Annotated in this window: 11 protein-coding genes and 1 pseudogene; 2 read left to right on the top strand and 10 right to left on the bottom strand. The window is 56.9% G+C overall.

Annotated features, from left to right (window positions below; all coding sequences use genetic code 11):
• Positions 1-245, bottom strand: a pseudogene (locus tag V9K67_RS24395) (UDP-glucose 6-dehydrogenase); the annotation flags it as partial.
• A gap of 224 nt (positions 246-469) precedes the next feature.
• Here V9K67_RS24395 and V9K67_RS24390 point away from each other — a divergent pair.
• A complete protein-coding gene (locus tag V9K67_RS24390) occupies positions 470-1,624 on the top strand; it encodes an OmpA family protein (RefSeq protein WP_336727254.1) in 1,155 nt (384 codons plus the stop codon).
• Here V9K67_RS24390 and gwsS read toward each other — a convergent pair.
• The 4 genes from gwsS to V9K67_RS24370 all read right to left on the bottom strand — a co-directional run bounded on the left by gwsS (position 1,612) and on the right by V9K67_RS24370 (position 7,498).
• Positions 1,612-2,760 (bottom strand): grasp-with-spasm system SPASM domain peptide maturase, encoded by a 1,149-nt coding sequence (gene gwsS, locus V9K67_RS24385; RefSeq protein WP_336727253.1) that lies wholly within the window; start codon positions 2,758-2,760, stop codon positions 1,612-1,614. The genes V9K67_RS24390 and gwsS overlap by 13 nt on opposite strands.
• Before the next feature lie 124 nt (positions 2,761-2,884).
• A complete protein-coding gene (gwsG, locus tag V9K67_RS24380) occupies positions 2,885-3,958 on the bottom strand; it encodes a grasp-with-spasm system ATP-grasp peptide maturase (protein WP_336727252.1) in 1,074 nt (357 codons plus the stop codon).
• Positions 3,959-4,030: 72 nt separating this feature from the next.
• Positions 4,031-4,207, bottom strand: a complete 177-nt coding sequence (locus V9K67_RS24375; RefSeq protein WP_336727249.1) for a TIGR04149 family rSAM-modified RiPP — start codon at positions 4,205-4,207, stop codon at positions 4,031-4,033.
• A gap of 306 nt (positions 4,208-4,513) precedes the next feature.
• Positions 4,514-7,498, bottom strand: a complete 2,985-nt coding sequence (locus V9K67_RS24370) for an SBBP repeat-containing protein (RefSeq protein WP_336727247.1) — start codon at positions 7,496-7,498, stop codon at positions 4,514-4,516.
• Between the two features lie 331 nt (positions 7,499-7,829).
• On the opposite strand from V9K67_RS24370, the gene glgP reads away from it, so the two are divergent.
• A complete protein-coding gene (gene glgP, locus V9K67_RS24365; protein WP_336727244.1) occupies positions 7,830-10,352 on the top strand; it encodes an alpha-glucan family phosphorylase in 2,523 nt (840 codons plus the stop codon).
• Between the two features lie 123 nt (positions 10,353-10,475).
• Here the strand turns inward: glgP and V9K67_RS24360 are convergent, their stop codons facing one another.
• The 5 genes from V9K67_RS24360 to V9K67_RS24340 all read right to left on the bottom strand — a co-directional run bounded on the left by V9K67_RS24360 (position 10,476) and on the right by V9K67_RS24340 (position 21,846).
• Complete coding sequence (locus tag V9K67_RS24360) at positions 10,476-11,306, bottom strand: universal stress protein (protein WP_336727241.1); 831 nt, start codon at positions 11,304-11,306, stop codon at positions 10,476-10,478.
• A 53-nt stretch (positions 11,307-11,359) separates the two neighbouring features.
• Positions 11,360-12,184, bottom strand: a complete 825-nt coding sequence (locus tag V9K67_RS24355; protein WP_336727238.1) for a universal stress protein — start codon at positions 12,182-12,184, stop codon at positions 11,360-11,362.
• A gap of 314 nt (positions 12,185-12,498) precedes the next feature.
• Positions 12,499-12,999: a toxin-antitoxin system YwqK family antitoxin gene (locus V9K67_RS24350; RefSeq protein WP_336727235.1), complete on the bottom strand. Its 501-nt coding sequence runs from the start codon at positions 12,997-12,999 to the stop codon at positions 12,499-12,501.
• Between the two features lie 4 nt (positions 13,000-13,003).
• Positions 13,004-21,124 (bottom strand): RHS repeat domain-containing protein, encoded by an 8,121-nt coding sequence (locus V9K67_RS24345; RefSeq protein WP_336727232.1) that lies wholly within the window; start codon positions 21,122-21,124, stop codon positions 13,004-13,006.
• 8 nt (positions 21,125-21,132) lie between these two features.
• Positions 21,133-21,846, bottom strand: a complete 714-nt coding sequence (locus V9K67_RS24340; RefSeq protein ID WP_336727229.1) for a LolA3 family protein — start codon at positions 21,844-21,846, stop codon at positions 21,133-21,135.
• Positions 21,847-21,867 lie beyond the last annotated feature (21 nt).

Below are 21,867 nucleotides of genomic sequence, written 5' to 3'. Positions count from 1 at the left end.
AGGAACACGATCTCGCTGTCCTTGAGGCCTTCGGCCAGGGAGGTGGTGAAGGAGAGACGGTTTTCCTTCAGGTTGCGCTCAAACAGTTTTTCCAGGCCGGGCTCGAAGATGGGCATTTGCCCGCCGCGGAGTTTTTCTACTTTGCGTTGGTCGATGTCCACGCAACAAACGTTGTTGCCGGTTTCTGCCAGGCAGGTTCCTGTTACCAGGCCCACGTATCCTGTACCTACTACGGTTATATTCATGTGTTTTGATTTAATACGTTTTAAAATCCGGGCGCAGGCGGCCCGGTACCGGGGACAAAACATGGAAAAGTACTTCGTAAATTCCCCATCAACTCATCCATTCTGGGATATGCAATTCTCCGGCCATCCTTTATCCGGGGCCCGCAAGCGTACCGATGCCCCTGTTCTTTCAGGGGATGCGCCCAGAACAAAAATTGCGGGCATTCCGGCAACCTTTTTCCTATATGCTTCAGCTTAACCGGGCGTTGTTCCTGCTGCCGTTATTGCTGGTCCTGGAGGTGGCCCGGGCCCAGGAAAAAGTAGCGTTGCATCCCGCCCTGCTGGAGGTCCGCTATTTTGTGACCCACGGCCGGGAAGCGGCAAAAATTCCCCAATTTACACCGGGTATCGGTGTGGGTTACCTGCGGGGCCTGGGCCGGAAGGTAGACGGCAGCCTGCAAGGAGCCGGGACCTTCGCCGACAGCCTCCTGCAGCGGGGCGGCGCCCCGGGAGCCCGGAAGCTGCTGCTGGCCGCCGACCTGTCGGTCCGGGCCCGGCCCCTGTCCCCCAAAAACCGGCTGCAGCCCTTTGCCGCCGCCGGCCTGGGCGCCTCCTTTTCCGCCCCTACTTTCGGCCTGTTCGTACCGGCCGCGCTGGGGGTGCAGGCCCGGTGGCAGTCCGTGTACCTGGTACTGCATACCGGTTACCGGCAGCCGCTGACCGGGCACCTGCAGCCGCATTTCTACCATAGTTTAGGCATAGCCGGCCGCATTGGCCGCAAAGACAAGAAACGGTTGTCCCCTGCCCTTACCGCCACTCCTCCCCCGCCTGAACGGCCACAGGCGGCGGGGCCGCCCCCGGACAGCGACAATGACGGACTGCCCGATGGGCAGGATGCCTGCCCCCACGCCCCCGGCCTAGCCCGGCTGAACGGCTGCCCGCCGCCGGACAGCGACGGCGACGGCCTGAACGACGAGGAGGACCTGTGCCCGAACCGGACGGGCGCAAGGGGGCAGCGGGGCTGCCCCGCGGTGGAACGGCACCTTGCCGACCGCGTCGACAAGGCTGCCCGCAACATCTTCTTCCCCACCAACCGTTACGACCTCCTTCCCGCCTCCCTGCCCGCGCTGCAGGAAGTGGTGCAGCTGCTGACGGAGGAGCCCGGCCTGCACCTGCTGATCGAAGGCTATACCGACAGCCGCGGCAGCGACGCCCTGAACCAGCCCCTGAGTGAAAACAGGGCCCGGGCCGTTCTGCAGTATGTAACCGGTAAAGGCATCGATAAAAAGCGGCTGAAAGCCGTGGGCTACGGCAACAGCCGGCCCGCAGAAAGCAACGAGCGCCCCGAAGGACGCCGAAAAAACCGGAGAGTGGAGCTGTTACTGTACTATGCAGGGTAACGGCCGGCAGAGGAAAGGTTTTCCAGGCCGTAAAACACAATAGCTTTTTGCTTCATCGGGTGCCGGCTCCACTCCTCCCAGGTGGCGGTGTAGGGATCGTAGCCGCACTTCAGGGGCTTGCTGTACGGGTCCGAAGGGTCTTCGACATAGGCACGGCAATCGGAACAGGCATAACGGAACTCGCAATCGCGGCAGGTGCGGATGCTGTCCTTGGCCATGGTCCAGGACCTACGGAAAGCCTCCTGCCCCACCGCCTGCCGCAGCTCCGTGTCCCGGATATTGCCGAACGAATGGGCCATGGAAGGGCAGTTCTTTATTTCCCCAAAAACATCCACCGCGATCTTGCGGTTCAGGCAGCCGTTGAACTTTTGGGCTTCAAAAAAATTCGCCACCGTAGGCGCGTTCAGGTGCTTTTCGGACATAAGCCCACAATGCCGGTGCGTATCGATGGCCTGCGTGATAAAGGGAATCGCTTTGGTGATGTAGCGTCCCGCCACTTCATCGCAGCCGTAGTCCACGGTCAGCAGGCGTTCTTCGGGGGCCGAATGAACGGTGAGGCCGCAGATTATCGGCTCGTCCTCCACAAGCTGTACCAGGGTTTCATCGGGCAGGGCGGCATCGTAGGGCAGCAGCAGCTCCACGCTTTGGATGGACCGGTGCTTCGCCGACGCCAGCAACCGGCGCAGGTCTTCGGGCCCGAGCAGGTTCGAAAAGCAGCGTATCTGGACATAGGGGCAGCCCAGCTCGTCGAGCTGGCGAAAAAGGGCCTCGAAGTCGGGGCAGACCGCATCCACATCGATAAGGGCATTCTGGATGCAGGCCGGCACCTCCCAGGCCTCCTCCAGGGGCGGGAACAGCGAGGAATCCTTTACGAAATGTACCAGATCATTCTGTTGCAGGTAGCGGATAAAGTCTTCCACCGCTTCTTTTTCTTCCCCGGATTCCAGGTCCTCCAGCAGGGGGGCCAGCGGGCCGCCCGTCAGGTATTGGAGCACGTCGAAATAAGCCGTGGGAAAAAAGACCAGCTCGTTGCGGGTAAGGTCGTAAACTGCGGAACGCACCGCCCCGCGAACGGGCCGGCAGTCGGCATACAGCTGCAGGTGGGCACCCGGGGGTATCTCGGCAAAAGAAGGCATGGCGGGAGGGTTTTAGAAAATAATTTTGGAAATGGGTTTGTCCGGCCCCAGCACCTGCATGGTCCGGAACCGGTATCGACGGTTGTACAGCATCAATTGCTCCTGGACCGCCAGGGGCGGGATCTTATCGAGGTGAATCGTGCGGAACCCCAGGGGCAGCCTCGTGCCGGTAGTCCGGGGCAATTGCATTTGTTCGGGAGTGTTGGGCATAGAGCATCAGTTTTTGGGCTACTTTTTTTTCCAGGAAATAATTGCAGGGGGCGGACACCATTCCGAACTGGCCCACGGGGTTGATCTCCAGGAAATAATAGCGGTCGTCCGGATCCACGATCAGGTCTGCCGAACCCGTATTCAGCCCAAGGCTGCGGAACAGCCGCCGCAGCTTTTGCTCCACTGAATCCGGCAGCCGGTAGGGCACAAAGCGGTTGGGCCTTTTTTCGTTGTACTTGCGGTAGTCCGTCTTCGTTTGTTCGTCGCCCTGCGACAAAATAGCCATGGCATAGCAGCGGTCTTCCAGGAAGAATACCCGCACTTCATATTTCTTGGGCACCTGCTGCTGCAGCAGGGAAGGCGACAGCCGGTCGGGCAGTTGCTCCAGCAGGTGGGGTTCCACCTTTTCGGTATACGAAAAAAAGCCCCTGGCGCTTTCGGCGGCATCGAACAGGTACAGGCCGTCGGACAGGGCCTTGGTAATCAGGGCAGGCGACTGGGCCAAAAGCTGGGAGATGCCTTCTTTGTGGTTGGTGACGTAAAAAGCAGGCACCAGCAGGCCCGCTTCCCGGGCGGCCGCCAGCACCAGCAGCTTATTGAGGTCGCACTTCGCGGCCGAGCCCAGGGCGGGCACCGACTGTTCGATCACAAAATGGAGGTATTCCGCCAGCTTGGCTTCCTCCGCCTGCAGCTTGTGGTGGAGGTAGGCCGTGAATTTCGAAAAATGGGGGACCGTCACCGGGTAGAAGCTGTCACACAGCCAGTTCATGCCCTTGCGGTACCAGACGGCTTCGAGCTGGTGCAGGTGGATGCGCCGGCCGTCATAGAGGAAGGAGAAACTTCCTTCGGAAAGATCGATGGGGTAAGGCGCCCCTTCACCGGGCTCATTGTAGTTGACCCGGATCACGTCGCGGACGCCCAGGTGGTGCAGCCACCGCAGCACGTCGGTGGTAGACTGGTCGAGGCAGGAGCTGAAGATGCAGATCACGGAATAAAGGTTAAGGGTGAAAGAATAAGGAGGGCTTCCGGCCCCGTCGGAACCGTAAACCCTCCTGACACGTCAGGCAAAGAGATACCGGCCGTCGCCGTCGTCGGTGCCGTCCACATGACAGACGGAATACGTGCCGCAGGTACAACCGAGGCGCCGAAGCCCGCCGGTGGTCTGGTGCATTTGTTCTTTGGTCAGTTTCGACTTTTCAAATTCTTTGATGGATTTGATCTCTTTGAACTTTTTCATACTACTTTGATTTAATGATGGGAGCCTACTCTAGTTTTTGGCCTTTTCGGCTTGCTGCCGGTGTGGTTTTGTCAGCAGGATGGATAGCTTATAGGTCGCGAAAGGCCGGGAGGGGGAAACATGAGCGAGCCATATTTTTAGCCGCCGCAAAAAACAAAGGCGCCGTGAACCACGGCGCCTGTTGAAAAAACAGGCCTTCCCGGACCGAGCGGCAGCCCTGCCCCAAACCGTACGGAGAAAGGGAAAGAAAACCTAAACAATTTCGGAAGCCGCCTCGCCCGGGGCGAGACGACTCCCGAAATTTTATTACCGCACGATCATTTTGCTGGTTCGTTCCCAGACCTTTTCCGGGGTTTGGAGCACCAGGCGGTAGTAATAAACGCCCGCGGAAAGACCCGAGGCATTGAAGGTGCGGGTGTAAGCGCCGGCGGCCACCGTTTCCCGGGCAATGACGGCCACCTCCCGTCCCTGCAGATCATACAGCTTCAGGGACAGTTGCCCGCCGGCAGGCAGCTCGTATTGCAGGATGGCGGTTGCGGACACCGGGTTGGGGTAATGGCTGAGGCGGAAGCGTTTCCGGGTATCCGAAGGTTTTTCCAAAAGCGCTTCCGTCAGGTCCGGACGGGTAACGGGGCGCAGGCCCGGTCCATACTGGAGGGTCAAAAAATCGTAGCTCGTACCCACACCCACGCTGGTGCCGGTAAGGTACAACCCGCCACCCTTGCGCAGGGCGATCGCCGACGGCTCGTCCCAGCTGTTGCCCGTGCCGTTGAACAGGTCGGTCCAGCGTTCCCGGCCCAGGCTGTCGTAATACACGGTGGCAAAGTCGTAGCTGGCGCCGTTAAAGCTCCGTCCCGTTACGAACAGGTTGCCGCCCGCCTCCAGCGCCAGGGCGGTGGCAGCATCGTTGGACCCGGCGGGGCCGTTGTAGCGGGCCACCCATTGCTGTACGCCCGCCCCGTTGTACTTAACGGTGGCATAATCGGCATAGGTGCCGTTGCCGTAACTGAAACCCGTAACATACACGTTGCCGCTGCCATCCACGGCAAGGGCGGCGGCATCGTCAAAATAGCCGCCCGGGCCATTGTAGCGGGCTACCCACAGGCGGGCGCCGGCAGCGCTGTACTTCACCGTGGCATAGTCATCGTAGGTGCCGGCGCCCTGGCTGTAGCCGGCCACGATCACGTTGCCCGCCGCATCCACTTTCAGGGCTACCGGCACGTCGTAGGCCTCTCCCTGGTGGGCGTAGCGCTGCGCCCATACTAAGGTGCCGTCCCGGTCGTATTTGAGGGTGGCATAATCCAGGCCGGTGCTGTCGCCCATGCTGTACCCCGTTACATAAACGTTGCCGGCGCTGTCCACGGCCAGGGCGGTGGGATAATCGTAATCATTGCCGGGGCCGTTGTAGTGGGCCACCCACTGCTGCACGCCCTTTTTATTGTATTTGATGGTGGTAAAATCATAATTGAAGTCCCCCGCATCGCTGTTGCCGGTCACATACACATTGCCGTCGCGGTCGGTAGCCAGGGCATAGGCACCGTCGTAGCCGTTCCCCGGGCCGTTGTAGCGGGCCTCCCATTTTTTCTTACCGGCCTGGTCGTACTGGATGGTGGCAAAATCGTGGCCGGTGCCTTTGCCGGTGCTGCGGCCGGTCACCAGCACATGGCCGCGGGCATCCAGGGCCACGGCAAAGGCCTGGTCGTCGCCTTCCCCGGGGCCGTTGTAGCGGCGGGTCCACCGCTTTTTCCCCTCGTCGTCGTACAGCAGGGTCAGGTAGTCAAATAAAGGCTCGTCGTCAGCGTTCGCCGTGATGCTGCTCGAGCCGGTAACGGCCACCCCGTTTCCGGAGGGAGGCACCGCCAGGGCGGCGGCCTGCTCCGTGCCGTGGCTGCTGCCGGTTTCCCGCTTCACCCACTTTTGGTCGCCGTTGGGCGCGTACTTCAGCAGCAGGTAATCCATACCGGAAACCTGTCCCCAGCTGCCGCCCGCCACGTAGGCATTTCCCCGGGCGTCCAGCGCCATGGCGTTGGCGCCGTCGAGCAGGTTGCCGGTACCGTTGAACCGCTGGGCCCACAGCTCCCGGCCGGCCGTATCGTACTTGACGGTGGCAAAGTCGCCGTTGTACAGGTCTTCATCCTTGCCGCTCAGGCCGGTAACATACACCTGGCCGGCCCCGTTTACGGCCAGCGCGGTGGGCGTATTGTACAAAAAGCCCAGGGACTGGCTGCTGTACCGGGCCGTCCAGAGCGGGACCCCCGCGGCCGAATACTTTATGGTGGCGTAGTCGGACACGGCGTTGCTGTCCTGGCTGGAGCCGGTCACGTATACCTGGCCCTGCCCGTCCACGGCCAGCGCCGCGGCCTGGTCGTATCCTTCTCCGCCGCCGTTGTACAGGGCCAGCCACTGCTGCACGCCGCCGGAATTATATTTAATGGTGGCGTAGTCGCCGCCGGTGCCGGTGCCATAGCTGCGCCCCGTTACGTACACGTTGCCCGCCGCATCGAGCGCCATAGCCGTGGCCGCGTCATAGGAGTTGGCGGAGCCGTTGAACCGGGCCACCCATTGCTGCACGCCATCGCGGTTATACTTCACCGTGGCATAGTCCGAAGCCGAGGCGGTTCCGAAGCTGAACCCCGTGACGTACACATTGCCCGCCGTGTCCACGCCCAGGGCGGTGGGGATATCGTTTTCGTTGCCGGGGCCGTTGTACAGGGCTACCCATAACTGCTCCCCTTCCGGCGAGTATTTGATCGTGGTATAATCGTCGTACGATTCGGCTTCCTGGCTGTAGCCGGTCACGTATACGTTGCCCGCGGCATCGGTGGTGATGGCCGCCGGCACATCGAAGCCGTTGCCGGGGCCGGTATAGTGCCGCACCCATTTCTGGCGGCCGTGGCGGTCGTATTTGAGGGTGGCGTAGTCGAAGCCCGTTTCACCGGTCCAGGTCCAGCCGGCCACATACGCATTGCCTTGGCGGTCGGTGGCCAGGGCAGTGGCCCGGTCGGCCTCGTTGGCGGCGCCGTTATAGGTTTTCCGCCACAGCAGCTCGCCGTCGTGGTTGCGCTTGAGGAGGACAAAGTCCGAGCCGCTCCCGCTCAGGCCGATCCCGCCGGCCGCCAGCACGTTGCCCGAAGCATCCACCTTCACCGCATTGGCCACATCATAGGAGTAATTGCCGGTAGCGTTGTAGCGTTTCACCCATTCGCGGACCGGCTGGCCCGGGGCCACGGCCGGCAACAGGAGCAGCAGGAGCAGGGACCAGGGCAGCCGGAAGCGTCTATTTCTTTTCATGATCAACTGTTTTTGTATGAAGCAGGAAAGACGTTCGCCACAGGGAACAGCCAGGGAGGTTTGGAAGGACGGAAAGGGACAGGAAGGTACCGGCAGTGCGGGCACCACCCTCCTATTGATCAGCAGAAGATCCAGTTCAATTTTTCGCTATGAAAGGTACAAAATATTGATATGTCTGTCACCGAATGCAAAAATCGCTGCAGGAGCCGCCAGGGTACTGCTGGGCTTGTTTTCGCTAACGGTCAGCAATAGCGGAAAAAAGCGGGGAAGCGGCCGGATGCCCGTTTTTTATGGGTAACTTACGTTTCCCCTGAACTAAAAAATTTTTAATATGGAAACCTCCTGGAAAGCTCATGAAGAGGCCGCCCGGCGGCCCAAGGACCCCGATGCCCTGCGCCTGCTCACCGAACTGGCGCACGACCTGCAGTGGTCGTGGAACCATGGCTCCGACAAGATCTGGCGCGACCTGGATCCCGTACTCTGGGAACTGACCCACAACCCGGCCGTGGTGCTGCAGACCGTCAGCCTGGCGCGGCTGGAGGAAGTGCTCGACGACCCGGCCGCCCGTAGCCACCTGGAGGAGCTGGCAGCGGAAAAGCGTCGTCACCAGTCGGCCCCGGCCTGGTTCCAGCAGGCCTATCCCCAAAGCCCGTTGGGCCATGTGGTCTTTTTCAGCATGGAGTTTATGCTCAGCGAAGCCCTTCCCATCTATTCGGGGGGCCTGGGCAACGTTGCCGGCGACCACCTGAAAGCCGCCAGCGACCTGGGCCTGCCGCTGACCGGCGTGGGCCTGCTCTACCAGCGAGGCTATTCGCGCCAGATCATCGAGCCCGGCGGCGACCAGGTAACCGTTTATCCCTACAACGCCCCCAGCACCCTGCCCATCCAGCCCCTGCGCACGGCGGAGGGCGAATGGCTGCGCATCGAAGTCAAGCTGCCCGGCTACTCGCTTTGGCTGCGCTGCTGGCAGGTACAGGTGGGCCGGGTGCGGCTGCTGCTGCTCGATACCAACGACCCCGCCAATATACCGGTGCACCGGGGCATCACCGGCGAGCTTTATGGCGGCGGCACCGAGATCCGCCTCCTGCAGGAGCTGGTGCTGGGCATCGGCGGCTGGCGCCTGCTGAAGGCCCTGGGCATCAAGCCCGACGTCTGTCACCTCAACGAAGGCCATGCGGCCTTTGCCGTGCTGGAACGGGCGCAGGACTACCGCAAAGAGGCCAATATTCCCTTTTCCGAAGCCCTGGCCATCACCCGGGCCGGCAACCTGTTTACCACCCATACGGCCGTGGCCGCCGGCTTCGACCACTTCCCCCCTGCCCTGATCGAACGCTACCTCACCCGCTTTGCGCGCCGCCTGGGCCTTACCATGCCCGATTTCCTGGCCTTGGGCCGCCTGAACCCCGACGATACCAATGAACCCTTTACCACGGCTTTCCTGGCCATCCGGGGCTCGGGCCTGGTCAATGGCGTCAGCCGCCTGCACGGCGAGGTCAGCCGACAGCTCTTCGGGCCGCTCTTTCCCCGCTGGCCCCTGGCGGAAGTGCCGGTGGGCTACATCACCAACGGCATCCATACGCCGGGCTGGGATTCGCCCGAGGTGGACGCCCTGTGGACGGAAGCCTGCGGCAAGGACCGCTGGCAGGGCACCCTCGAGGCGATGCATCCCGGCATTTCCGCCATCTCCGACGAACGGCTGTGGCAGATGCGCTGCGATACCGAGGAAGGCTTTATCGAGTACATCCGGAGGCGGTATGCCCGCCAACTGGCGGCCCTGGGCATCCGTGATGCCGCCAATCAAACCCTGGAACTGTTCGACCCCAGGGCACTGACGCTGGGCTTTGCCCGCCGCTTCGTGCCTTATAAGCGGCCCAACCTGCTTTTGCGCCAGCCCGAAAGGCTGCACCGTATCCTTACCAACCCCGACCGGCCGGTGCAGCTGATCCTGGCCGGCAAGGCCCATCCTGCCGACACCTCGGGGCAGGCCCTGATCCGGGAATGGGTGCAGTACATCAACCGCTACCAGCTGGGGCGCCACGTGATCTTTTTGAGCGATTACGACATGCAGCTGACCGAGCACCTGGTGCAGGGGGTGGACGTGTGGATCAACACGCCCCGCCGCCCCTGGGAGGCCTGCGGCACCAGCGGCATGAAGGTGCTCGTGAATGGCGGGCTGAACCTGTCGGTGCTGGACGGCTGGTGGGCCGAGGCGTATACCCCCGAGGTGGGCTGGGCCCTGGGCGACGGCACCGTCGGCACCGACGAAGGGGCCACCGACGACCGGGAAGCCGCCCAGCTGTACGACCTGCTGGAGCACCAGATCATCCCGGAATTTTACCAGCGCGACGACCGGGGCATCCCCCTGGCCTGGGTGGCCCGGATGCGGGCCAGCATGTCGCAGCTCACCCCCCGCTTTTCCGCCAACCGCTCGGCGCGGGAATACACCGAAGCCTGTTACCTGCCGGCGGCGGCCGCCTACCACCAACGGTCGGACTCCTGGAACACCACCGGCAAGCAGCAGTGGGAAGCCCTGCAAACGCTGATCGACAAATGGCCGCAGGTCCGCTTTGGCCAATTGGAGGTGACCACCACCGAAGAAAAGCACCAGTATACCGTAGAAGTGCACCTGGGCGACATCGACCCGGGGGAAGTGGCCGTGGAGCTTTATGCCGACGGCACCGAGGCACAGCAAATGTCCGTGGCTACTGCAGCCGCCGGCGACGGCGCGTTCTATCGCTATACGGCCATCGTGCCGGCCAGCCGTCCGGCCGGGGATTACACCCCCCGCATCCGGGCGCAGTCCGGCCTGTTTTCGGTGCCGCTGGAGTGCGGGCTGATCCTTTGGCAGCGGTAAACGGAGAAGTTTATGAGTTTACGGCTTTACAAGTTCACGAGTTAAACGTTTCTGAGTTCCTATGTTCCTGAGTTTCTGAGTTGGGAGTTTAGGTGTTGATGGAATCACCGTTTATTTGTTTTTCTAGCAGTGGGCAATAAAAAGGGGCAGGTTGACAACGCGAAGCACACGGTCGGCGCTGCTTTCATGAAAGAGCTGCGACAGCCGGCCCCGCCCATAGGCGCCCATAACGATGAAAAGGTTTTGCTTCCGCAGGAAATAGGTGAACAGCTCGTCGCCGGCATTGCCGGTTTCCACTTCGAAGCTGACGACGGAATAGTGGCCTTTGAGCCAGTCGAGGATCTTTTCTTTGTCCAGCGATGCCGGGCAGGGCGCTTCCGCCACTTCCAGTACAACCGCTTTCCGGTCGGACAATTGCGGCAGCAGGTAGGTAAACAACTTCATGGCAAAAACGGACGACCGGCTGCCGTCGTAGCAGAAAACCACCTCGTCAATGCCTTTGAACCGGCAAGGGAGCACGATCACGGGGCACTCGGCCCGGGCAAAGAGTTCTCGGGAAAAGGAAGAAGGGAGGGGCTCATCGGTATCCTTAAAAGAGCAACCGGGATCCACCAGCACCAGGTCGGCGTAACGGCTTTCGGCCAGGACCACCTCGGCCGGTTCGCCTTTCAGGCAGAGGGTTTCGGAGCGCACGCCCCGTTGTTCGCAGCCTTCTTCAAACCAGCGGATGCACTGTCCGGCATCCATTTTCAGGATTTGCTGGTCGGTTCCGGGTTCGGCGGTCGCGGCAAAATAATCCCTGCGTTCCATTTGCGGTGCGGGTGTTTCTTTGGCGCTATTGTCCAGCACTAAGCCGGTCAGCCGGGAACGCGTCAGCCGGGCCAGGTAGCAGGTAAAATCCAGCACTTCTTTACGGACGCCCTGGCTGCTGATCACCCAAATAATCTTTTCCATAAACGATTTTTTTATGTCACAGGGTAAGAAAAGCGGATACGGGGAAACAGGTTCTATCGGTGCGCTACAAATACCGGTAGCTGGTGTTTTTCGATGACATCTTTGACAAAGCTGTCGCGTACCAGTTGCGACAGCAGGGAGCGGCCATAGGAGCCGCAGACGAGCAGCACCTGGCTGTTTTCCTGCAGCCATTCGCTGAATTCCCGGCCGGGATGTTTGTCCAGCTTCAGAACCGTAAGCTTGGGAAAATGCATGCCCGCCAGTTCAAGGATATTATCTTCTTCGGGCAGGTCCTTGTCGTCGCGGCTTTTTAAAAAAGCCAGCAGGGTTTCACGGCCGGCGAGCTCTGGGAACAGGTAGGCGAACTGGCGGATCGCGAAAACGGAGGATTTGCTGCCGTCATATGCCAGGACGATGCGTTGGGGGAAATGAAACTCTTCGGGAACCACCAGGACCGGGCATTCCGAGGCGTGCAGGGCGGCTTCCAGGTAGTCGTTGACCGTTTCACCGGTAATGAACTGGTAAAAGCTTTCGCTGCCGATGAGCAACAGGTCGGCAAAGCGGCTTTCCCGTTCCAGTTCGGGCAGGGCGAAGTCGGAAAAATCTTTATGGACCTTGCAGTTGATGCCGTATTTTTTGCAGAGGAAGGCAAAGCGGGTGATGTTTTCGTCCACTTCCCTGCCGTCCGGTTCCTCCAGCAGGGGCAGGTTATTGGGGAGGTCGGTAGCGCCGGCCATACTCCACAGGTTGGCATAGCTGGCCTGGGGCACGAACACGCCGGTCAGCAGCAGGGGCTGCAGCCGGTTGAGGGAGCAGGCGAAGCGGAAGGCCCCTTCGGAAAAGTGCGTACCATCGAAAGCAAGCAGAACCTTTTTCATGTCAAATGGTTTAAAAGTGAACACTGAAAAAGACCACGGTAAGGTACGTCAAATTTAAAGCATTGGAAATGATGAGTTAGGGAGACCTCGACCATTAAAAAAGGTCTTTTCCCGGTGATCTCATACAAGAGGAAACCTACACTTGGTGATCAAACTCAACTAGGAGATATGAACGGGTGCCTTGGATTTTCATACCCTATCTTTTAAAGGTTCGCCGCCCCTTTCTAGGCTATTAGACCATTTGCAGAAAGTTCATAAGCTTGCTTAGTAGGAAAAATGGCTGTTAATGATACCGCAAAAATCTCTTCATGTTTTTATTTAATACCTTCCTGATTCAGGTAATTACCATTAACATCAAAATTTTTCTTTAAATAAATCAATCCGCGATCATTAAAATGAAGAGAAGCCTTAATAAGATTCAGTGTATCATCCCAATAATCGGCGCCATAAAGTACTTCCTTATCATTAATACAATAGCGTGAACTTTTCATTGCACCACTAGGATAGTAGTAATACCAGAATCCATTTTTCACACCGTTTTTTATAGTAAACTTTTGTTCCACAAAACCATTATCATAAAAGTATACTTGTTCACCGTCCATCCTACCCTTTAAATAATTTAGCACAGAACTTACTCCTCCACTGTAATAATAATTTACCTGCACACCATCCATATGGTCATCTAAATATGTAGTTCGAGACTTTATCCCACCTTTCTCAAAATATGTGTTTTCAATATGAATACCCTGTTTAGATCGACCACAACAAATCAAAAACAATAATATAAATATAAATTTAAATTTACAACTATTCATTTTATTACTTTTTAACAGGTATTGTATCAACTTTTCCTGTTTTGAGGTTTTTCTTCAATGTGTCTTTAACTTTACCATCTTTATCAGTTCTCAATCTGCCTAAACTTGTATGTTCTACATTAGACTCTCCACATGCAGCACAAACCGTGGAGTTCGGTTTATAGGTATAATTTGGAGTTGCATTAACTTCTGCTGCTCCGTGAGCCCCATCCCCGGCATTACCTAAGTTTTCTAACTTCTCCGCTGTATTTAATAAGGCATTTAAAACTTTTGACCCTTCACCAATAACTTCCTTTGCCTTCTTTAGTTCTTCTAGTAAACTATTAAAACCTTCTACACCAGGCATATCCTTCATTCCTCCAAAAGTGCCTAATAAAGCAGTTATATCTAAATGCTCTTTATACTTTGCATCAGCTCCCTCCAAATCTATCGTGGTGCCTGTATTGCCTGTTAGTACATACCCAAACTCCTGAATGCTTTTCGACTTACTCTTTCCAAAAAAATCTTTCAGAAGTCCATACGTATGGGTTTTATGCTGAAAATATTCCAAAAAGCCAATATCATAAGTTGGGTTTGAGAAATCAACCTTTGAAGATTTAGTTAAGCCTCCTTTACTAAAATCCATGATATAAGTTTCATTTACATTATACTTTACATAATCGTAACCACCGTTAAACTTTGACTGCATTTCGGCATAGAAAAAATCTTTATCACTTATCTGCAATACTGGAAATAAACCTATGGACGTCCTCATGTAAATTGTTACGATCTTATCTTTGCCATCTGGATCTTTAAAAAGTAAAGGCGAGTTACTTACAAAGACATAATTCGATTCATTAGGATATTTTTTCTGCATTGCATCAAGTGACAGCCACCTCCCAACTCTCGAATTGTAAATCCGGTCGCCATAATCGTATAAGTTCCCCTCACCGAAAACTTCTCTGTCATTCTCCTTACCATTATACCCATATCTATATTCTGCATTATTTCCCGGTCGCGTAACCATTGGCGCCCCGAATGGGGTATAATCCATGGCACTTACAATGTCAGCAGCCCAGTAATCTACCAAGCCATCCTTATCCAGGTCTATAGGTATTTTGCGATCCGTAAAAACGACCATCACATTACCCCGATGATCCGTGCCTTCATAAATTTTCGATCCGGCAGAGGAGCCCCAGGTGGAATGCTTTTCTTCGGCCTTATCCATATCGACACCCCTGCGCCACATGCCTAAACGGGAGTTGCCGTAGAGGTGTTGTTCACTCAGCAACAATGGTCCACTGCCTTCCTGTTCGTACACTGCCAGCACATTGCCCTGCGCATCCCGTACATAGGCTGTTTGCTTTTCCGCCTTATTAAGGTACTCCACTTTTTTGGAAATCCGGTTACCCGATGGGTCATAGCTGTAGGTAATGGACTTTACATCCCCGGTTTTAACCCCCACCTTCTCAATTCGGGCGATCTTTCCATAAACGGTCCAGAGGATTTTGTCAATCTTTCCTGCCTTGTCTTTCACCAGGTTGCCGATGGCGTCATAATCATAATTGTCGTCCGGCTGGTCATCGATATCTTCCTTATAATTCGTAGCGCTGACACCATCTTTCACATGACGCAGGCGGTTGTTCACCAGTTGTCCGGAGGCATTGCGGTTATACCCATATTTCAGGTTGTCCATCGCCAGGGGTTGGGCTCCGGAAGCACTGCCATTCCGGAAGTAGGACAGGATGTTGCCGTTGGCGTCATACCGGATCCGTTCCTGGTGGTCCTGGGTTAGCGTGAGGGCCTTCCATGAATTACCTACCTCATCAAGGCCCCGGTAAGCATCCATGGCCACTAACCGGTTCAGTTGGTCAAAGCGATAGTTGTAGAGCTGGGGTTGCTTTAAAGGAGCGATGTTTACCGCCATGCTGCTGATGTTGCCATTATATAAAGGCCGGTACTCCCCTGTTGGAAGAAAGGCCGAATGGCCGGGAAAGGGCGCCGCTTTTGCCTGGATAGGCGCAAAATCACCTGTGTAATAATTCAGGGAAAAGCCAAACGCATCCCGGGCTGTAAAGGTGCCGTCGGCCCCCATATCGTGCATCGGATCCAGAGCCGTACTGTTCACGCCTTTCAACCATCCCTGCAGCGTATAGGCATAGTCCATTCCCTGGACCTGCCGCCCGCCCAACACCGCCCTGGCCAGCGGCCCGTGCTTGTAGTACTGGTAATGGGCATCATGATCTTCCAGGCCAGCCTGCCCCAGCAACTCCTTATGATCGGTGGTATACACATCGGTTAGCCGGTTGTCGGCATCATAATCGTAGCGATGATAAAGCTGGTCTCTTTCACCCGGCTGGAAGTGCACTTCGGAAACTTTGCCGGAGATGAGGTCATATTTGTACGCCACTACCTTGAAGCGGTTCAGGCCATGCTGCGCCATTAAACCGGTGCGGTAATGATGTAGCAGCGTATCAACATTACCGTGGATGTCGTAGCTATAGGTGGCGCTGTTGTCAAACTCGTTGTAGAGGATTTTACCGCTGCTGTTGACAGCCAGGTTTTCATAAAACCGCACATAGCTTACCCGGCCCCGAAGCGTATAGCTCTTTTGGTGCACCGGAATGGGCAGGGGCATGGCTAAAGCCTCGTCGGCTTCGTCGTACACGGTCCGCACCACCTGGCGGGCCAGCCCTTTCCGGTCGGCGTCCAGGGAATAGGTATAGGAAAGCCACTGTTGTAATTGCTCCGGGTTGCGGCTGATGGCAGACGACAGGGCCGTGGGTTGAAGCTTCTCTCCTACTTCTGTTATCCTGCCTAAGCCGTCGTACAAGGTATAGCTCCAGGCCTCGCCCGCTTTTTGCTTTGCATTCTGACTGACTGCCAGGCGACCTAACCTGTCGTACCAGAAACGGCTGATACCGGCATCGGGAGTACTTTGGCTGACTACGGCTCCGAGACTGTTATGACGGTACACGGTGGCAAGGGAATGCTCCGGAACCTGCCGTTCCCCCGCAGCCCGCCTTTGGCGTACCTGCTCCAGCCATTGCGGATTGCGGTTGGGATGTGCTCCTTCAGGGGGAACAGTTTTTACCAAGTTGCCCGCCCGGTCGTAATAGTACAGGGTGTAATGATATTCGCTGACGGGATGGGTAAGGGTAAAGCTTTCATAGGCAATGCCCTGCAGGCACTTTTGGGTATAGGCCTCATTAAAGCCGGCGATCAGCGAATCGCGGTACCGGCGGTAGCGTTCGGTAGCCTTTAAGATGGCAATGGAAGTGGAATCGGAACAAGGCCCGGTGAGGTCCGGCACCGCTTCCTCCAAGGCATCGTTCTTACCACAAAGGGTTACTGCCGAAATGGGCAGCGGTACAAGCGTATCGGAACAAGGATTAAAGGGCAGGCGATAATAAACTCCAAATACAGAATCCACCTGCTGGGCAGAATATTGAGTCCCCTGTCGTTGATTGAAGTAGGAAACAAAGGACTTTTGACAATCAGCGGGACCGGAGGAAGAATCAACTTGTTCTTTAAATATTACGTAGGGTGCCCAATAATAATAGCCCCCCATATACGCATCGGTTGTTGTTCCGTCCCTAAGATCCAGGGTAACTTTCAGACCTTTGGAAGAGCTTTTAAAATATCTATCTGATGCATCGACAAATTCCGGGTCAAAGCGCAGGTCGCGAATTGATTTAACATGGCGGTTATCAATAGTATAGGGAGATAATCTTTTCCTTGCCGTGTCTATATTCACTATGAAATAATTATAGAGACTGTCATAAGTTGCTACTGATTTCAAACCAGAGGGAAGACGAAAAAACACAAAGTAGTATACGTTGTTACTGGCTTTGCCGACTTTTTCAGGCAAATACTTTTTAAGCGGGGGGCTTACCCCTATTACGGAGTAAGATCCCGAATTTTGCCCGTTCCAAATTTGCCCAAACAGGTTACCATCATTGAAAATTACCGTTGCAAAATATTTGGCATTCAATTGATCAGCCGTAACCGGCCCGGCAATAAAATCAGTATCGGAAACTGTATTACTCCATAAATTATTTAGCGGAGGTTTATCCTTGGTGTGATTTGTCAGCGTGTAATCAAGCGGTAACGGCACGATTGCATGAAACTTACCACTTCGTTTGGAAATGACGCTGCGCAACTTAGCCGTAAAATCCCCTGATGCCACGGCCTTTGCATAACCCAACGGAAGCGGATTATTATTTAGTAAGCGGACTACGGCATTCGCACCCTCTACTAACGCATGGGCTCCAGCGGTAATCCTATAGCCCTGGTACTGCTGGCCTGCGTACCATTCCCTAAAATCCTTCAGCAATTGTTCCAGGGTTTCATTTCCTTCTCCCGGAATTTCGGTTCCACCTTCCTGGCAACGACGCTCGAAATCCAGGTAATCTGCAGGGGTTTTTGTAAAGCCGAAACGCTGGTTGAGAAAGTTGGCAAACACACGGTTGTTCCGCTGCTGGAGCGTATCGGGCTCCTCATAGGTGGGTTCGGCACCGGGGAACTGCTGGCGGAACAGGGTCTTTGCTTCGGTCCACTGGCGGCAGTCGATACAGGCATTTTTTACCCCGCAGGCAAGGGCGGGTGGAAGGGTAAGTGGCGTCGGGATAAATTTACAACTGATGTCGCCGCTGCACAGCCGGCGCAGGCTGTCCAGTGCCCCCTCGCTGATGGCAGCACCCAGCTTTCTAAGTACATAGCCGCTGAAACCTGTGTATGCAGAGGCCACCGAAAGGTATCTGCTGTACAGGGAATCGATCTTCCGGCAGACGCAATCGTCGGGCCGGCTATATAATTTTTCCTCAATGGGAAACATTTGTTCTCCGTAGGGAAGCGGTTTGTCGATCAGGTACGCATTGCAATGAATGTCGGTCGCCCGGCCCAGGGAATCGTTTACAAACTTGATTACATCTTCGAAACTCCGGAAACGGTACATACTGCCGGGAGCTACGCTGCTGGCCCCATATGGATGGCGGTCGTCGGCACCCTGCCGGCACACCTCCTCCAGGTAAGCGGTGACCAAAGCGGACTGCTCCTTCGTATAGCCGCAGGGCTCCAGCTGCTGCCACCACATTTGCGTATAGGCATGACAGTTCTCCGAATAGACTTGCCGGCTCCGGTTATTCACGGAAGCCGTATCCGGCTTGTCCCAAAGATGGTAGCCTGCGGCAGCCAGTCCTTGTTCACGGCTGGCAAAAACCGGGTTGCAGAGGGGCGTTAACGGATCCATGCCGGACATCCGCCGGATAAAGCGGTCAATCCATTCCCGCTTTTTCTCGCTATAGATCCGCCGGAAGAGCAGCCAGGCACGGTCCAGCTCACCCACACACAGCCCGGAAGTGTCGAACACCTTTCCAACGGCGCTCCATTGGATGGTACAGGCTTTATCCTGGACGTCGGGGCATTTTGCCAGGACGGTTGCCAGGCCCCAAGCAGAAATCACGGGTACTTCCGGGTCACCGGTAACCTGTAAACGAAAGAGGGAATCTTCCAGGGAGGCACGGGCAGAACCGCCAAATATATAACCAAACAAGGGGTCGGTATTCGTAGCAGGGAAACGGGAAACAAGCAACTGATCCGTATTGCCGGTGGGATTGAGAAAACCTTTGGCCAGGGCTTCGGCAAAGGTGGCGGTCCCCTCAAATTCCTCGTCCCAGGTCAGGCTTTCGGCTAACCGTTCGTACTGCTGCAACAGGGGAAATTCGGGGTGCAGGGGCAACAGGGCTTCCAGCCAGCTTTCCCTGAAGTGCAGGATAAAGTCTTCCGGGGAAAGGGCCTGGGGCGAAACGGACTGTCCGTTGCTGCCGGTGACCTGGTCGGGCTGGCCCGCTTCGTCGCGGTAGGCCAGTCCGGGCTGCTGGTAGCGATACCCGGCGCCCGTAGGATCGAAAATGGAGAAACAGCCCCGGCCCGCAGCGGTATCGGCATACTGGCCCACAACGGGCAGCAGGTCGTACAGCATTTGCTGGCGGTAGGCTTTATGAGTGGACAGGTCGGGCTCCTGTACATTGCAGTCCTTCATCCTCTTTTTCACTTCTGCCAGTTCCTCTTCCAAAAAGTCTTCGTAGGACAAACAGGTGAACCGGGGCAGGTAAATGCTGTCGCGCAGGTAATCCATACCTTGCTTGCTGATGGACAACACCCGGCTAATAGTATAGCTTCCTTCGGGAAGCGTCAGGCGAAAGCTGGTATCCATGGGAACCGCCAGGCCACAGGAGGTATCCACCCGGAAGGCGGGAAAATTTCTTTTGGAGATCACCACCGGTTGCCCGCCCAGCAGGCTGTTGTTGCAGTCGTCGGTAACCGTGATCGTCAGATCGTACAGGCAATCAAAACATACATTTTGACGGCGGCAGTCTTCCAGGGACAAGCGCTCCTTACCTGCGCGGTAGCGAAAGACATGGGCTCCTCCCCGCGTTAGGGTAATGCTTTTAGTGGCGTTCAGGCTGGTACCGTCGAGCAGGTTGGCCGCGCCGGGCAGCAGGTAGTCGGTCTGTACCGAATCACGAAAACTGTCCAGGCGGGCCATCGAAGCGGGCGGCGCCCCGGCCAGGGCGGTGGCGATGGTGCGTCCCTGCAGGTCGGTATAGGAAACGCTGTACTGGCCGTTGGCATCCCGGACCACGGTTTTGCCGTAATGGGTGGCATCGCCGGCCTCGGTACCGAAGAGGGCGTCGAGGTCGGCCTGTTCGGGTATCGAATAATAATATTTGGTTTCGTGGCCGCTGCCGATCCGCAGCTCCTTGCCCACCCCACCCTGCCGGGCAATGCGGCCCGTGGCATCGGCGGTGTACCTCGTTTCGGAAAAAACGTAACCCCGGGCATCGGGAATAAACCGGTGGATGCCCTGTTCCTTCAGCGGGTTCCAGGGCGAGTAATACAGCGCTGCCCCGCTGGCTGCGGTCATGGAATCCGCCCCCGAGGCGCAGTAATCCGACATGCTGGTCAGCGTATCGTAGAGGCCTTTATCGTATTCGCGGCTGTTGGGATGGGCTGCATTGAGGCCTGGGGTAAATTGGAGCAGCTTGTTCAGCGTGGGGGCCGGCATCACCTGGATCACCGGCCGGCCCTGCTTGTCGTAAAAAGTTTCCGCCACCACGGTGGTGCCGGCCATATTGTCGCGGGTCACCACCTGGCGGGCCCGCAGGCTGCCGTCGAAATACTGCACTACGGATTTCCGCTTGCCGTCCTCTGCAAAGGTGGTGGTCGCCTGCCAGTTAAGCCCCTTTTCGTGGCCGCTAAACCGGTACCGGACCAGCCCGGAAGGGTGCTCCGAACTCCAGCCGGTGGTGAGCAGCTCGCCACCGGGACCGGTTTGCACGGCCCGCACCCGGCAAAACAGCTCGCCTTCGCCATCGTACAGCAGTGGAATAAGGTAAGAGGAACCCCGGACCGTTACCCGGCTGGACCCGCTTTGAAAGACAAGGGCAGGGTTGAGCTTGCCATCGGTGGCATACCGGCCGCTTGCCAGCACGGATTTTTCCAAAAACGTCCACTCCAGGTCATAGGCCTGGGCCGCCGCGCTGGGCGTCCAGTACACTTTCAGTTCTCCGGTTTCGGCCACGGAAGCCCCGTCGGCCGACAGGCTGCGGATAGCGTCGGCCGTGCAGTTCAGTTCATACTGCCGGTCCACCACCATCCGGTTCTCCAGTTCCAGCAGGGGCGCTATGGCGGCCAGGGGCGCCCCTTCGGCGGTGAGCTTCACTACCCGGACCTGCAGGGAATGGGCATCGCGGAAGGGAAAGATATCCAGTCCTTTATAGGCTCCCTGTTTGCCGTATTCCAGTTCCAGGCGGATATTATCGAGCGAATCGGTGCGCTGGTTACGGTCGGTATAGATCACCCTTAGCATCAGGCGCACTCGGAACGAATCGGGAAATACCCGGCGGCTGAATTCCCGGAACCGCAGGCAAACGAGGTTTTCCACCTTGTTGGCACGCAGCGGGACGGATTTCCGGGCGGTGCTATAAAACAGGGTATCCTGCACCGGAAGTGATTTTCCTTCGGCCAGGGAGTCGTGCAGCACGGCCGTGTAGGTGATCCTGTTCTGGGCAAAGGCCTGGAAGGTCCAACCCAGGAAAAGAGCGGCCAGCGCCGCAGGCCTGAAATTCCAATAGGAAGCCATAACCGGGATTATTTTGCGGTATTGTCGATGATTTTAAAGGCGGCAAAGGCAGGGGTGGTGGAAAAGGCGCCCCCGGTGCGGGACAGCACCCGGTCCTCCCGGAACAACTCTCCGGGCACCGGGTCGAAAGAATAATGCGACAGCCGCACGGTGATCAGCTGGGCGCCGCCGGCCGGATCGTCCTGGTGGAGGGCCCGGGTAAAATACTCCATCCGGCTGACCAGGAAGCTTTGGGCATTGTAATAAAGGCAATAGCGGCTGTACAGGGACGTATTTTTAAAAAAGATCGTCAGCACTCTTTCCTCCTTTTGCCGGCCGGTGATCCGCATGCTGTCTACGTTGGCCGCCAGGAACACCGTATCGAGGAGCGGCAGCTGGAGCACATTGGTTTGGGGCGGCTTGTTGGCGACGGTAATCAGGCTATCCTGGTAAAAAATGCCCAGGCTGTAGTCGAGACCCTCCACCAGCTCCACGCTGTCGATCATGCCCCAGTACCGGCCGTTGCTGATCTTCGACAAGCCACGCAGGCGCTCCAGCACCTCCTCCGGCCGGGCGCTGTCGGCATAGGTAAATTCTACTTCGAAGCTCAACTGGATCACCTGCCGGTACGCCTGGCAGATCTTTAGCAATTGTTGCAATTCTTTACCGGTTTCTACCCGTTGGGCAGAGCATAGACAGAAGGAGCAACACAGTTGCAGCAGGAGGAATACTGTTTGTTTCATGTAACCTGGTATTGAAAGGAT

Source organism: Huijunlia imazamoxiresistens, assembly GCF_037132455.1.
In the GTDB taxonomy this organism is placed as follows: Bacteria; Bacteroidota; Bacteroidia; order Chitinophagales; family Chitinophagaceae; genus Flavisolibacter; species Flavisolibacter imazamoxiresistens.
This window is presented reverse-complemented; position numbering and strand designations above follow the sequence as displayed.

Bases quoted from the DNA above. Each gene is read 5' to 3' on its own strand.
- V9K67_RS24390 (WP_336727254.1), top strand. From the start codon at position 470: ATGCTTCAGCTTAACCGGGCGTTGTTCCTGCTGCCGTTATTGCTGGTC.
- V9K67_RS24340 (WP_336727229.1), bottom strand. From the start codon at position 21,846: ATGAAACAAACAGTATTCCTCCTGCTGCAACTGTGTTGCTCCTTCTGT.
- V9K67_RS24375 (WP_336727249.1), bottom strand. From the start codon at position 4,207: ATGAAAAAGTTCAAAGAGATCAAATCCATCAAAGAATTTGAAAAGTCG.
- V9K67_RS24370 (WP_336727247.1), bottom strand. From the start codon at position 7,498: ATGAAAAGAAATAGACGCTTCCGGCTGCCCTGGTCCCTGCTCCTGCTG.
- V9K67_RS24355 (WP_336727238.1), bottom strand. From the start codon at position 12,184: ATGAAAAAGGTTCTGCTTGCTTTCGATGGTACGCACTTTTCCGAAGGG.
- glgP (WP_336727244.1), top strand. From the start codon at position 7,830: ATGGAAACCTCCTGGAAAGCTCATGAAGAGGCCGCCCGGCGGCCCAAG.
- V9K67_RS24360 (WP_336727241.1), bottom strand. From the start codon at position 11,306: ATGGAAAAGATTATTTGGGTGATCAGCAGCCAGGGCGTCCGTAAAGAA.
- gwsS (WP_336727253.1), bottom strand. From the start codon at position 2,760: ATGCCTTCTTTTGCCGAGATACCCCCGGGTGCCCACCTGCAGCTGTAT.
- V9K67_RS24345 (WP_336727232.1), bottom strand. From the start codon at position 21,124: ATGGCTTCCTATTGGAATTTCAGGCCTGCGGCGCTGGCCGCTCTTTTC.
- V9K67_RS24350 (WP_336727235.1), bottom strand. From the start codon at position 12,999: ATGAATAGTTGTAAATTTAAATTTATATTTATATTATTGTTTTTGATT.